Annotated in this window: 21 protein-coding genes; 8 read left to right on the top strand and 13 right to left on the bottom strand. The window is 47.4% G+C overall.

Annotation, left to right across the window (positions count from 1 at the left end):
* Positions 1 to 144 precede the first annotated feature (144 nt).
* Positions 145 to 411 carry a hypothetical protein gene (locus A7C91_RS10370; protein WP_068667245.1) on the top strand — a complete coding sequence of 89 codons (267 nt, stop codon included), beginning with the start codon at positions 145 to 147 and terminating at the stop codon, positions 409 to 411.
* A gap of 243 nt (positions 412 to 654) precedes the next feature.
* Here the strand turns inward: A7C91_RS10370 and A7C91_RS10365 are convergent, their stop codons facing one another.
* From A7C91_RS10365 to A7C91_RS12030, 4 genes are all read right to left on the bottom strand, one after another.
* A complete protein-coding gene (locus A7C91_RS10365; RefSeq protein ID WP_068667243.1) occupies positions 655 to 888 on the bottom strand; it encodes a P-loop NTPase family protein in 234 nt (77 codons plus the stop codon).
* Between the two features lie 184 nt (positions 889 to 1,072).
* Positions 1,073 to 1,255: a hypothetical protein gene (locus A7C91_RS11325; RefSeq protein WP_199920045.1), complete on the bottom strand. Its 183-nt coding sequence runs from the start codon at positions 1,253 to 1,255 to the stop codon at positions 1,073 to 1,075.
* A 510-nt stretch (positions 1,256 to 1,765) separates the two neighbouring features.
* Positions 1,766 to 1,999 carry a DUF6775 family putative metallopeptidase gene (locus A7C91_RS12035; protein ID WP_234394390.1) on the bottom strand — a complete coding sequence of 78 codons (234 nt, stop codon included), beginning with the start codon at positions 1,997 to 1,999 and terminating at the stop codon, positions 1,766 to 1,768.
* 630 nt (positions 2,000 to 2,629) lie between these two features.
* Complete coding sequence (locus tag A7C91_RS12030; protein WP_234394389.1) at positions 2,630 to 2,953, bottom strand: FAD-dependent oxidoreductase; 324 nt, start codon at positions 2,951 to 2,953, stop codon at positions 2,630 to 2,632.
* A 55-nt stretch (positions 2,954 to 3,008) separates the two neighbouring features.
* Here A7C91_RS12030 and A7C91_RS12025 point away from each other — a divergent pair, with 55 nt between their 5' ends.
* Positions 3,009 to 3,419, top strand: coding sequence for an SHOCT domain-containing protein (locus A7C91_RS12025; protein WP_234394388.1), 411 nt, complete (start codon positions 3,009 to 3,011; stop codon positions 3,417 to 3,419).
* A gap of 8 nt (positions 3,420 to 3,427) precedes the next feature.
* On the opposite strand, the gene A7C91_RS12020 is transcribed toward A7C91_RS12025, so the two are convergent.
* From A7C91_RS12020 to A7C91_RS10880, 3 genes are all read right to left on the bottom strand, one after another.
* Positions 3,428 to 3,841 carry a class I SAM-dependent methyltransferase gene (locus tag A7C91_RS12020; protein WP_234394387.1) on the bottom strand — a complete coding sequence of 138 codons (414 nt, stop codon included), beginning with the start codon at positions 3,839 to 3,841 and terminating at the stop codon, positions 3,428 to 3,430.
* Positions 3,842 to 3,950: 109 nt separating this feature from the next.
* On the bottom strand, positions 3,951 to 4,133 hold the full coding sequence (locus tag A7C91_RS12015; RefSeq protein WP_234394386.1) for a hypothetical protein: 183 nt from the start codon (positions 4,131 to 4,133) through the stop codon (positions 3,951 to 3,953).
* A gap of 28 nt (positions 4,134 to 4,161) precedes the next feature.
* Positions 4,162 to 4,332 (bottom strand): PLP-dependent transferase, encoded by a 171-nt coding sequence (locus tag A7C91_RS10880; RefSeq protein ID WP_234394385.1) that lies wholly within the window; start codon positions 4,330 to 4,332, stop codon positions 4,162 to 4,164.
* Positions 4,333 to 4,405: 73 nt separating this feature from the next.
* On the opposite strand from A7C91_RS10880, the gene A7C91_RS12010 reads away from it, so the two are divergent.
* The 6 genes from A7C91_RS12010 to A7C91_RS10325 all read left to right on the top strand — a co-directional run bounded on the left by A7C91_RS12010 (position 4,406) and on the right by A7C91_RS10325 (position 7,241).
* The gene (locus A7C91_RS12010; protein ID WP_234394384.1) at positions 4,406 to 4,552 is read left to right on the top strand and encodes a hypothetical protein; all 147 of its coding nucleotides are present in this window, start codon (positions 4,406 to 4,408) and stop codon (positions 4,550 to 4,552) included.
* A gap of 111 nt (positions 4,553 to 4,663) precedes the next feature.
* A complete protein-coding gene (locus A7C91_RS12005) occupies positions 4,664 to 4,882 on the top strand; it encodes a hypothetical protein (RefSeq protein ID WP_234394383.1) in 219 nt (72 codons plus the stop codon).
* Positions 4,883 to 4,988: 106 nt separating this feature from the next.
* Positions 4,989 to 5,459, top strand: coding sequence for an ABC transporter ATP-binding protein (locus tag A7C91_RS12000; RefSeq protein WP_234394382.1), 471 nt, complete (start codon positions 4,989 to 4,991; stop codon positions 5,457 to 5,459).
* Positions 5,435 to 5,839: a DrrA family ABC transporter ATP-binding protein gene (locus A7C91_RS11995; RefSeq protein WP_324609540.1), complete on the top strand. Its 405-nt coding sequence runs from the start codon at positions 5,435 to 5,437 to the stop codon at positions 5,837 to 5,839. Before A7C91_RS12000 ends, A7C91_RS11995 begins: the two co-directional genes overlap by 25 nt.
* Positions 5,836 to 6,540: a fluoroquinolone export ABC transporter permease subunit gene (locus A7C91_RS10330; protein ID WP_068667239.1), complete on the top strand. Its 705-nt coding sequence runs from the start codon at positions 5,836 to 5,838 to the stop codon at positions 6,538 to 6,540. Before A7C91_RS11995 ends, A7C91_RS10330 begins: the two co-directional genes overlap by 4 nt.
* Positions 6,537 to 7,241 (top strand): ABC transporter permease, encoded by a 705-nt coding sequence (locus tag A7C91_RS10325; RefSeq protein ID WP_068667237.1) that lies wholly within the window; start codon positions 6,537 to 6,539, stop codon positions 7,239 to 7,241. The genes A7C91_RS10330 and A7C91_RS10325 overlap by 4 nt, the downstream gene beginning before the upstream one ends.
* A gap of 79 nt (positions 7,242 to 7,320) precedes the next feature.
* On the opposite strand, the gene A7C91_RS10320 is transcribed toward A7C91_RS10325, so the two are convergent.
* From A7C91_RS10320 to A7C91_RS10295, 6 genes are all read right to left on the bottom strand, one after another.
* A complete protein-coding gene (locus A7C91_RS10320; protein ID WP_068667235.1) occupies positions 7,321 to 7,971 on the bottom strand; it encodes a peroxiredoxin in 651 nt (216 codons plus the stop codon).
* Positions 7,972 to 8,197: 226 nt separating this feature from the next.
* Positions 8,198 to 10,108, bottom strand: coding sequence for a molybdopterin-dependent oxidoreductase (locus A7C91_RS10315; protein WP_068667233.1), 1,911 nt, complete (start codon positions 10,106 to 10,108; stop codon positions 8,198 to 8,200).
* A gap of 6 nt (positions 10,109 to 10,114) precedes the next feature.
* Positions 10,115 to 10,684 (bottom strand): DNA replication complex subunit Gins51, encoded by a 570-nt coding sequence (locus A7C91_RS10310; RefSeq protein WP_068667231.1) that lies wholly within the window; start codon positions 10,682 to 10,684, stop codon positions 10,115 to 10,117.
* A 36-nt stretch (positions 10,685 to 10,720) separates the two neighbouring features.
* Complete coding sequence (locus A7C91_RS10305) at positions 10,721 to 11,470, bottom strand: DNA polymerase sliding clamp (RefSeq protein WP_068667229.1); 750 nt, start codon at positions 11,468 to 11,470, stop codon at positions 10,721 to 10,723.
* 2 nt (positions 11,471 to 11,472) lie between these two features.
* The gene (locus A7C91_RS10300) at positions 11,473 to 11,655 is read right to left on the bottom strand and encodes a hypothetical protein (RefSeq protein ID WP_068667227.1); all 183 of its coding nucleotides are present in this window, start codon (positions 11,653 to 11,655) and stop codon (positions 11,473 to 11,475) included.
* Positions 11,637 to 11,966 (bottom strand): transcription factor S, encoded by a 330-nt coding sequence (locus A7C91_RS10295; protein ID WP_068667225.1) that lies wholly within the window; start codon positions 11,964 to 11,966, stop codon positions 11,637 to 11,639. The genes A7C91_RS10300 and A7C91_RS10295 overlap by 19 nt, the downstream gene beginning before the upstream one ends.
* Positions 11,967 to 12,289 lie beyond the last annotated feature (323 nt).

Genomic DNA, 12,289 nt, shown 5'->3' with positions numbered 1-12,289 from the left:
TGCTCGTGCTTAGGAAGAGAAAGAAAGAAGGAAAGTTAAAGCATCACCCCGTTCCAGCCCGATGCTTCTTCCGAAATTAGGAACAACCAGCAAGAGAAGGAAAGCACAAATATATGGAGGAAGAAAAGTATGAACATATAAATCATGAGCACGGAGAACACAGAGCATTCGAATGCAGAGCACCATAAAATGATGATGGAGGACTTTAAGAAGAGATTTATAGTCTATACCACACTTACGATTCCAATACTGCTCTTGTCTCCGCTGATTCAAAAGTTCCTTGGTTTTACATTCACGTTCACAGGCGATAGATACGTTCTCTTTGCGCTATCGCCAGTGGTTTACTTCTACGGTGGAAAGCCATTCCTAACGGGAATGAGAGATGAATTTAAGAAGAAAACCCAGGAATGATGACGCTAATTGCTCTGGCAATCACAGTTACCTTTTTCTATAGCGCTGCAGTAACCTTTGGGCTGCCCGGAAAGACCTTCTACTGGGAGCTTGCGACGCTTATTGAATTGTTTTGCCCCCTTTTAGCATTTCAAAGATTTTATCCCTTAAACTTAAAACGGTGGGGATGTCTAAATTGCTGAAGGGCTCGTCCAAAACTAAAATGTCTGGATTGTGAAGTAGTGCTCTCGTCAAAGCGAGTCTCTATCTAAGGCCCCTACTTGGATATCCAGCTTTTGTATCTCGATATTTTTCAAGTCCAAATTCTTTTAGAAGTTTATTAATCCGCTCTTCTTCAACATCATAAATTCTGGCGAAAAATAGCAGATTCTTGTAGACAGTTAAATCTGGATAAACTCGCTTTCCCTCCGGCAGATATCCGATATTTCTCTTAGCTTTTTCGGGGTCTACCCAAAGATCAATTCCGTCAATTACCACTCTACTCTTGTTACATTTGGCGAACAACCAACGTAGCAGTGGGGACAATTATAATTGCATCTGTACGTGACATCGATTGAAACAGAAACAGGACCTTTTAAGTCCTCTGCCCACATATGGTATTTGCGATATAATTCTCGGAGTTCGCTGAATAACTCCAAGAATTCTTTTAATTGTGTTGCTCTCATAGGCACCTTGCATGAGGGCTTTGAACGAATTTATCAAGGATTGAATAAAATGAAACATAGATGTCAATATTATCTCTTAGAATCCATTTTGCGACTCCAACAATAGTCACGATCCAAAGCCCGGCATAAACTACCACAACCAATGCAGCTGCAACATATTGGTCTGCTGCTAGTGCCAACTATGCACCTACATTCATTAGAGCACCAACCTTCAAAACATATGCTTGATTTATTGCCACAGTATCCCAAGTGATGCCCACATCACCACCAACGGGAAGCACGTAGTTCATGCACTTTCACCTCCTAATGTTTTCTCTTTTAACTGCAGAGACCAAATAACTACGAAAAGAACTGGCATAATCTGAGTGAATGTTAGCCCTGCTCCAACTATAACACTGCTAAGCTCGTGTCCGAGACCCTCTCCGATGGGAGGGATATACCCTTTCATTGATACTCCCTCCAGTTTAATACCACACATATTAAGTTGCTGTATAGTTATAATTCTTCCTAACTTGTAATCAATAATCTAAAGTTAACAAATTTCTAAAAAAGTAAGTCCTCAAAAAACTTCTTTTCACAAATTCTAGGCAGATAATAAAATAAAACTTTAGGTAGTATTCAAAACTTTAAAAATTTGGTTACTCCTAAAAGTACTATTTTAAAATCATAGCAACGAGCATTAACTCTATCTATGATAGTCCCCTTAAATTCACAACATCTCCAAGCATCTTTTTATGTTTTTCACACAACCCTTTCACCTTCTTTATTTCCTCTGTTGTATGGCAATTGTGGAGCATGCATTCCTCGTTCCCGCAAAAGATTTCTTCATGCTTAAAATAAGTATAGAACTGAAGGAGGAGCATTTTTAACACTTTGCCAACATCTACATCGATTTTGTCATCAAATCCAAATGGATGCATCATATAATATTGGAGAGGCTTTGCTGGGGCATAGAGTATCCCCTTGAGTTAAATTATTGCTGTGGGCCCCATTACAATCATTCTAAGGTAATATCGTCCATCCTCTCCAAATGTGGCTACAAGCCTGTTCGTTATCAAAACTGTCGGCTCAGAGGTATCAACGTCTCATGAGAAATATTGTAGCAGTTCTACACCGTCATAGATAACCTCTTTTATGAGACCCTTCTTTTCATTCTCGACTTCAATCGGAAATGGCTCGCAAAATTCTTTCTTATTTGGACTTCTCACTCTTATGTATGCCAGAATAGGGTTTTTAAATACATAGGGGCTAAACTCCACAGGGAATTTGAAGACCTTCCTGATCTCCTCAAAAAATGAAAAGAACTCTCAAGGGGCATCTTCAATGTGAATCTTCATTTGTATCACTCCAGTTCTTTGAGCTTTTCTAAAGCCACTTCAGCAGCTCTCTTTTCGATTAAGAGCATTGCTCCAAAGGTTGGTCCCATTCTTGGAAGTCCAAAGACTGTAGAAACTGCCTTATGCCTTTTTCTTCAAGCTTCTTAGCAACAAAGGCATCGTGTCTAGTAGCATCTATTACAAGCGTTGATTCAATGGCTATTGGATCAACACAGGTTATTTACCTTGGTAAAGCCTGAACTGGAGTCCAGTTAACCACAACACCTGCAACTTTAACACCTCCTGTGCTGGTGCTCTCACTGTTATCTTGTTCATTAAGAACCCTCCGATCCAAAAGCCTCCTCCAAGATAGCTGTTCCTTTCTATAACCAAAACTTTCCTGCCCGCTTTTGCAAGTTCTTTTGCTGCCATCAATCCACTTGGTCCCGCTTCCACCACTATTACGTCCGATTCTGTGTGGTTCCTAAGCATCTCATAGAACGTTTCAACTATAGCTGAGGTTACATCTTTTTCACTAACCCTAGCAAGTATCTTTGCCATACTATCATCAAGTTATGAATTTTAATAACTTAATTTTAAAGATTGTCCATGCAGATTGTATGGTTTAATGGGTGTTTTATTTCACACTTTGAAAAAATTTCTTGAAAAATTCTTCAATTTCGATAACAATAATCTCTATAATCTTTTACACATAATAGAACATGAGGCGAGTAAAATGACATTTGAAAGTTTTGGAAATTATCTCCTTCATGTGGGAGAAGGTGAATGGGGGTGGCATCATATGATGGGATTTGGATACTTTGGAATCTTTGGAGCAATATTCATGCTCCTGTTTTGGGTTGCAATAATAGTTGGAGTAGTATGGTTCATTAAGTGGATAATCGAGCAGAGTTCAAGTGGCACATCAAAAAAGAGCGCACTTGAGATACTTGACGAGAAGTATGCAAGGGGAGAAATAGATGACGAAGAGTACGAAAGAAGGAAGAGAAGGCTGTTGGAAAGCTGATATCTTTTTTATTTTTTATAGAGCACGGCATTATAGAGCCCTACGATGACGCCATCAACTTCACAGTAGGCATCTATGTACTGTGCCATCACTTTTGGAAATATCCTCGAGGCGAGCCCTTCTATTTCTTCCAGCGTGAACCCGAGGTGAGTATCTTTCAAAGTTTCTTTGAACTCCTCGTGTTCGTGTTTGAGGATGTCAACTATTATCACTTTACTGCTTTCTTTTAAAACACTCTTCATGCTCTTTAGTACTATTTCAGGCTTCAGGGAGCGGTGGAATGCCAGAGTGGAGAGCACGACGTCGAATTCTTTTGGAGCATTTATGCCGTAGTGCTCGTTGGCAATCTCAATGAATTCCCTAATTTTCTCGGCAACTCCCCAAATGGGTGCTATCCCTTTTTCATTAAGCCTCCTCAGCATGCTTGGCGTTATATCTAAAGCATACACGTCTACTTTAGCTTCTCTCTCCTCAAGCTTCTTCTTGATTCTCTATGTAAAAAACCCTGAGCCAGCTGCAACGTCTAAGAGCTTAATGCTTTTCCTTGTTTAGCTTTAGGATTTCTTCAACTATGTCGTCAACTATTGTCTCTATGCACTCCTCCTTAAAGTAGCTCCTCACGATATCGTCCCTTTGGGGTGCTTCTCCTTCAAAGTACTCTATCTGTTCCACGAGCTCATTAATAGCACTCTCATCGAAGCCGAGCTTTTTCAAGAATTCTTTAACTCGCTGATGCTTGGTATCATTGCCTTATCACCCTGAAGCCTTTTTCCAAGTTCTCAATTAAGTCCCCAACGTCTTCTATTCCAACTGAGGCCCTGATGAGGGAGTCTTTTATGCCAACTTTCTCCCTTTCCTCTTTTGAAAGAGAAGCATGAGTCATCAAAGCTGGGAGCTCGATTAGTGATTCCACTCATCCCAAGCTTTCAGCCAGTGCAAGAATGCTTGAAGAAGCAATAAAACGAGCTCAAAAAGAAGGTGTTGAAGTGGAGTTCATAAAAGCAGACGCCACGAAGTTTAAGCGTGAGGAGGAATTTGACGCTGCCATATGCCTCTGCGAAGGTGCTTTTTCGTTAATCGGTTCAAGTGACGACCCAATAGAGCACGACTTGGCGATACTCAAGAACATTTAGGAATCCCTAAAGCCCGGCGGGAAATTTATTTTGGCTGCCCTAATTGCCCTTTCAAGAGTTAAAGGAGCATCAAACGAGGACATAGCCAAAGAAACCTTCGACCCAAACGCCATGACGTTCTTTGAGGAAATTGAGGCACCCAATGGTACAAAAATCCCGATTAGAGAACGCGTTTATGTCCCTACGGAGCTTTACTTAATGTTCAAAATGGTGGGGTTTGAAGTAAAAGCCAGTTGGGGAGGCACTGCTGGAAGATGGGGAAAGAGAAAGGTGGATTTCGACGACATTGAGATAATGGTTATAGGTGAAAAGCCCAGAAGGGAGGGGTAAAATTCGAAGCTCACATTTTCTTTTTAATGAAAGAGCGCATCACGCCCGCGTATAGGGCGGGAGTCAAGGTTAAGTGGTTTTCCACCGTAATCACTCCGGTGGGAGCATGCCTGTTATCGAGGTCGAAAACGTTAGGAAATCCTACGGCGAAGTAAGAGGCGTTGAAAACCTGAGCTTCTCCGTTGAGGAAGGGGAAATCTACGGCTTTTTGGGTCCCAACGGGGCAGGAAAAACGACAACAGTTAAAATCTTGGTCAAGATAATCAAGGACTACGACGGCAAGGTTAGAGTCTTTGGAAAAGACTTAAGAGAGTGGAGCAAGGACTACTACCAGAAAATAGGCGTCTCCTTTGAGTTTCCAGCAATTTACTCGAAGCTCACGGCCCGTGAAAACCTTGAGTTCTTTGCCTCCTTCTACAAGAAGCACCTCGACCCCATGGATGTGCTCAAGATAGTGGGCCTTGACAAGGAAGCAGACCAGTTGGTTGGGAAGCTTTCCAAGGGCATGAAGAAGAAGCTCGACCTCGCGAGGCCTTCCTCCCTGATCCGGAGATACTCTTTCTCGATGAGCCTTTAGAGGGTCTCGACCCTGGAAGCGCAAGGAAGATTAAGGACATGCTCCTTGAGATGCGGGAGAACGGAAAGACGATTTTTCTAACGACACACAACATGTACGTGGCGGACGAGCTCTGCGACAGGGTAGCCTTCATAGTGGACGGTGCTGTGAGGCTCGTGGACAGCCCGAAGGAGCTCAAGGTCAAGATGGGTAAGAGGGTTGTTAAGGTTGAATATGCCGCCAGTGGCAACGTTGAGGTTAGAGAATTCCCGCTAGAAGGTTTGGGTCAGAACGAGGAGTTCCTCGAAATCCTCCGGAACCACGAGGTAAGAAGGATAAACACGGAGGAGCCTACGCTCGAGGAGATATTCCTAAAGGTGACGGGGAGGAGGCTCGTATGAGCTTTGCCCAGCTTATGAAGGTCGAGTTCAAGGTGGTCATGAGGAACTACACCTGCCCCATATACTTCCTCGCGGCCCTGGCTTACGGCGTTATGCTGAGGCCCTTCCCGGAGGGGTACGTCCCGACGATGGCACCGCTTTTCATATTTATCGAGCCAGGTCTGCTCGGCTTTATGTTCATTGGAACCTCGATATTCTCCGACAAGAAGGACGGCACTATTGGAGCGCTCTCCGTGACGCCGATGGAGTGGCGCGACTATTACCTCTCCAAAACGGTTATCATGGCTTTACTAGCTCTTATCGGGGCGCTGGTGATAGTGGTCGTCGGCGCTGGCTTCAACGTCCAAATCGCCTACGTGCTCATCGGAACTCTGCTGGTCTCGGTGGTCTACACCCTCCTCGGCATAGCGATAGCTGCAAAATACAGGGATCTGGACGACTACTTCGTGCCCCTGCTGGCCGTCATGGTGCTTTCCTTCCTGCCCTTTGCGGCATACCACGGGCTCATAAGCGGCCCATGGGGAAAGGTGCTCTACGTTATACCGAGCTATCCGGGGCTCTACTTCTTCCACGCGGGCTTCGAGGAGATAGCGAGGGAAACGCTGATGTGGTCGGGCATTGCCCTTGTAATCTGGGGCATCGTAGCATACTACCTCGCTAAAATCCGCTTTTACAAATACGCCGTGGAGGGATTGGGATGAGTTTTGTGAGGAAGTTCCTCGCCATTTACAGGATTGACTGGAAGATGCTGAAAAGGGACCCGATGCTCGTTTACAGCATCGCCATTACCCTAATCCTCCTTTTCGTCGTCCGCTACTTCAAGGACCGGCTGAGGGCTCTCTATCCGCCTGCGGCAATCTTTTCCATCATCTTCATTCCCCTCATCTTCGGCATGATTCCTGGCTTCATGATGGCCAACGAAAAGGAAGAGAAAACTATAGAGGCCCTTCAGGTGATTCCGATATCGAGCGAGGCCTTCTTAACGTACAGACTCCTCTGGGCATCTGCTGTAACGGGTATCCTCACGGGCCTGGCGCCGAAAATTCTTGACATAACGGTTCCGTGGAAAGGCCTCCTGGCGCTCATGGCACTTTTCATCATTGAAGTGTGGACCTATGCGCTGTTGATAACTGACTTCTCGGAGACTAGGATGCAGGCTTTGACAGTTTCAAAAGTCGCCGGCTGGCTGCTAATCCTTCCGCCGGCCATAAAGTTCATCGTGATCGCCAGGAACATATCAACTGATTGGAGCAAGTTCACGGCCTTTCTTCCGACCTACTGGATCCACAGGCTCTTCGAGGGAATTCCTTTCAACGACTACGGCGATTTCTGGCCGGGGCTGGCGGTTCACCTAGCGTGGCTTGTCCCACTTGTAGTGCTGTTCAAGAAGAGGGTGCTTTGAAAATCCTTGCTTTAGCTTTTATTTTGGGCTTTACAGCCCAACAGAAGAGAAATCAGAAAAGAAGGCCAAAAGTCCATTTTCACTCAAGCTTCTTGTAACAGAACCACCAGTCGTAGCACTCGATCTCGCCCTTGGCCTTGGCATCCTCGCGGGCCTTCTTCTCTTCGATGGTGGCAGCCGGCGGGATGATGACCTTGTCACCGATGAGCTCGTTGTTCGGCCACTTGTGTGGAAGTGCGACGCCTTTCTCGGTGCTTATCTTGAGGGCCTTTACGAGCCTGAGTATCTCATCCCAGTCCCTGCCGACCTCAGCCGGGTAGTAAACTATCGCCCTGATAACGCCCTTGTCGTCAACGATGAAAACTGCCCTTGCCGTTATCGAAGCACCGCTTGGGATCATGCCGAGCTTGTCGGCGAGCTCACCGCGGTCATCGGCTATGATGGGGAAGTCGATCTCGACGCCGAGGTTATCCTTAATCCACTCCATCCACTTGATGTGGCTGAAGACCTGGTCAACGCTCAGTCCGATGGGCTCGACGCCAAGCTTCCTGAACTCCTCAGCCCTCTTCTGCATTGCATAGAACTCGGTGGTACAGACCGGGGTGAAGTCAGCCGGATGACTGAAGAGTATGAACCACTTGCCCTTCTCGGCGAAGTAGTCCGGGAGCTTTATCACTCCGTGGGTAGTCTTAACCTCAACCTCTGGGAACTTTTCTCCTATGACGACCATCTTTCATCACCTCTTACTTTTTGTGTGTTTTTTTCACTATAAACCTGCTTGGTTCGATTATATAAATCTTTCGGTTCGGCTAACGACATCTGCATTGACGAACATCCAATCTACTTAATAAGCTCTGAGTTGTTCGTGCAAAGAATGTTCTCTATTTACTGTCATTTTGTTATTAAAATATCGGTGTAGGTTGTCAGAAAGAGAACATCTTGGCCGAGATTTCGCCTCAAACTTTTCTCACATCAACCCAAGTTGAATGATATGCAGAGCCATTACCGTATTTTTCGACGGTTTTATCACTCGTCAGGAAATTTACGTTCCAGCCGAGCAACGATGGCCAGAAGGCCTTGTAGAGCAGGACGACGCCTTTAGGAACGTCATCGCTAAGTTTCACGGTCGTTTTAATCCTCCCCCTGTCATTGAAAACCTCCACGGTGTCTCCGTCGCAGATTTCCCTCTCCGCGGCATCCTCGGGATTCATATAAAGGTTTGGATCTATCATCCCGTAGGTGTTGTGGTACTGGCTCGTTATCGTCATTCTGTGCGTTGGGCTGAGCAGGCGGAGCGGGTAGTTGCCCTGTGGTGGTTTGTATTCCGGAAACGGTGATAGACCGCGCCCAACGGCCCTCTGGGAGTAGAACTCTATCTTTCCGCTTGGCGTTTCCCACTTCCTCGGCTTTTCTGGAACCTTTACGAAACCCTTAGCCTTCAGCTCCTCCCAGATTAAGCCGTTGGCTTCGAGGATCTTCCTTATTACTTCCTCGTTGCTCTCGTAGAGGTATGGATTTTCTATGCCAAGGGCCTTGGCCAAAAGCCTCGTTACCTCGCTGTTGCTCTTTCCGTAAAGCTTTGCTACTGGCTCGTTCAAAGCTACGTGGCGGTGGTAGTATGAATCGGCTACGTCAAGGCGCTCGAAGAACGTGTTCGCCGGCAAAACGACATCGGAAAAGAGTGCCGTGTCGGTCAGGAATATGTCGTGGGTAACCATGAAAACGTCGTTCTCAATCAGAGCCTTTCTAAGTCTGTTCTGATTGGGCAAACTCGCCAGGGGGTTGGAGTTGTAGACGTAGAGGAACTTTATTTCACCGCGCTCTATGTACTCGGCCAGCTTCATCTGGGGAATCCTCTTAATGGGTTTGGTTCTAAGAAACCCTCCTTCGGCGTAGCTCTTGTCTATCGTCTTCATGTCGTAGATGAAGCCAAGGCGGTGGCCAACTAAGGCAGGGAGAATCGCTATCGCCCGTACCGCTTCGCCTCCGCTTAAGGAGCGCTGGAAGCCGTAGCCGATGTGTATAACACCCCTCTTCTCGGCGAAGCCGAAGGCGAACTCCTCGATTTCTTCGCGGCTCAAACCCGTCTCGTGCTCGACGGGGTCAAGGTTCAATTTAGTTACATAATTCTTGAATTCTTCAAAACCATAGACATTCTCCCTCACGAAGTCTTCATCGTGGAGCTCGTTCTCGATTATGAGCCTCGCTACGGCCAGGGCAAAGAGAACGTCCGTGTCTGGCCATATCTGGAAGAACTTCTCGCTCCTCTTGGCAGTTTCTGTCCTTATTACATCGACAGTCCAAATTTCAAGGTCGTAACGCTTCGCCAGCAGGAATCCGTGGAGGTTCGTCCAGAAGGCGTTGATGCCCCAGTATACGATGAGCTTCTGCCTTTTTAGCTCCTCGGGATCCATTCCAACTGCAGTTCCATAGATGTCCCTCAAAGCTTCCTGGCCGGCCCTGTCGCAGATTCCATAATCAAGCATCGCAATGTTGAGATAGTGGAAGAGCCTGAGCGGGAAGGCGTAGTTCACGACCCCTCTATCACCGGCGTACTGATAAACCAGAACGCTCTCGCTTCCGTGCTTCTCGATAGTTTCCCTGAGCTTCTCGGCAACGAGGTTTATCGCTTCCTCCCAGCTGGTCCTCCTGAAGTTTCCACTTCCCCTTTCCCCAGTCCGGACGAGAGGCTCTCTAAGTCTCTCCTTAGAATGGAACCACCTCGGCAGAAGTGCACCCTTGGGGCAGAGAAAGCCAGCCGTTAAAGGATGCTCGGGGTTTCCTTTAACAATTAGGCGACCGCTTTTGAACTCGCTCACTATTGAGCAAGTATCGTAGCAATCCCGCATGCACACTGAGAACGTCATGTCCCATCACGGAGCTATCTTGATTTTCTTAGCCGCGTCACGTTCGAGGAGTACTTTGGCTATGGCCCTTGGCAGTGTCACCAGGTCCCCGGCTTTAAAAGGTCCATACTCTCTAAGCTCCGGATCCAGAACCTTGGGAATATCAATCTTGATGAGATATGCTTCTCTGATCTCCCGCCTTGGTAGGGGTTCCTCATCGGGGACCTCTTCCACCTTTTCAACGCCTTCGGTCGGCACCTCGACGGGTATCTCCTCGCGCTCGATGAACGCCCGCAGGATGGTGAAAATCCTCTTCTCCTCGGCGGTCATGCCGTAGGGTAAGCCTTCGACCGCGAGGTCAACTATTTTGTGGAGCCTGATTTTGATTATCTCGCGCATGAGCCTTTCGGCTATGTTGAGCTGGGCCAGATAAAGCCGTTCCTCTATGTCCTCGCCCCTCTCGTGGGAGCTCTCAGCGCTGAGCTTGAGGGCCTTTATAAGGCTGTCGAATTCGCGGTAGAAGTCCTCATCCAGTTCGGCCAGTTCACTGGAGGAAAGCTCCCTCTCGAGCAGTTCCCTGAGCTTGATGATGTCCATGCTCCCACCAGCCCAAATGAAGAAAGGGGAAGGAAATCAGTCCTCAACCCTTGGGGCGAGCAGGAAGGTGAGCTTACCCTCGTCCCTTATCGGGTAGTCCATCTGGAGGGGCATCTCATTGCCGAAATGGATTATAACTTCGTCGGCCTTTCCGATGCCTTTGATCATGTCGGCGAGGTAGCTTATTCCGTAGGCACTCTTGGTCTCCTCCTCGACCTCAAGGTCAAGTAAACCTTCGTCCTCGAGGGTAAGCTTTATCTCGACCTCATTGGTCTCGCCCTCGGCCTTCATTATAAACTCTTTCTCCCTGGCGATGAACTTTAGGGAGTCACTGACGAGGGAAGCGTCCTTTACGGCCTCCTTGAGAACCTCTCCGAGGACGACGACTTTGGCGGTAAACGGCAGATCTGGAAGGTCGAGCTCGAGCTCCTCAACCTCTATGAGCGGAAGGCGGAAGGTCCTCTTGGCGGTTCCCTCAAAGGTAACTTCGAGGAAGTTCTCGTCGCCCTTCCTGAGGATAAGGGTGTCCTTGTTCTTTCCGCGCTTGAGTATCTTCTTGAAGTGATCCATGTTGATGCCTATGGTTTCCTCTTCATCGACCTCGTACTTGCTGAATATGCTCTCAGGGAGGTTGAGGTCAATGAGAACTACTCTGCTCGGGTCCATGGCGCGCATCGAAATTCCATCCTCTGTTACCTTAAAGGCAGCCTCGTCTATGAGGTTGCTCGCGGTGGCAATAAGATCGGCGAAATCCTTGGCACCATCAAAAACTATTTCGAACGGCATCTTTACCCCTCCTTCAATATATTGAGCATCAGCCTAACCCTTTCTTTTCCCCGAAATAAATAAGCTTTTCCGTTGTCGGTTTCGGGCAGTCTTTTATAAGCCTCCTCAAGCTCCTTAAGGGCCTTCTCAGCAAGCCGCCTGAGCACTTCGAACTTTTCCTCCTCGTTCACTCGTAGGACCTCCATACGTGGCCGCACTTGGTACACTTGTAGAATATCGTGCTCGGCTCATCGCCAGCCCTCGTCTGGAGCTCCCACCAGTAGGCCTCGTCGTTGCCGCACTTTGGACAGGTTATTTTGACCTTCGGCAGAGTCGCCACGTCCTGTTCTACGATGATTATGCCTTCGTCAGGCTTGTGCTCGACCTTCTGGGTAATCCGGTATTTCTTGGCGTCCTCTGGGTTAATGGGCTCCTCGTAGCCGCACTTACGGCAGACGAAAACCCCCTTCTTCTTGTCCGGAAGCATGATGCTGCCGCACTTTGGACAGAACTTCATCTCCTCACCCCCGCTGAGGGTAGAATAGTGGGAGATGGAATAAAAAGTTTTGCCAAACAAATGGGGCATTCAGTCCAATCGTAATGCCAGTCTTTCCGGATCTAGCCAGTTACCTCAAACTCGACGGAGAAGTTCTAGCAACCCCTCGGCCAGCCGCACACCTCTTTAACGACCCTGTATCTCCCTGGGGGCAGTGGTGGTTAATAACGGGGTTAATAACGGGGGTCTCCTATGGACTGATTTGTAGGGAGGTAAACAAGGCGAATCTTCTGCTTCCACGAGCTGAAGGGGAATACAGTATAAATCGGAAGCGTGAAGACGAG

The organism is Thermococcus piezophilus, assembly GCF_001647085.1.
GTDB classification, from domain to species: Archaea; Methanobacteriota_B; Thermococci; order Thermococcales; family Thermococcaceae; genus Thermococcus; species Thermococcus piezophilus.
Note: the sequence above shows the minus strand (reverse complement) of the source record. Positions and strands in the feature narration are given on the sequence as shown.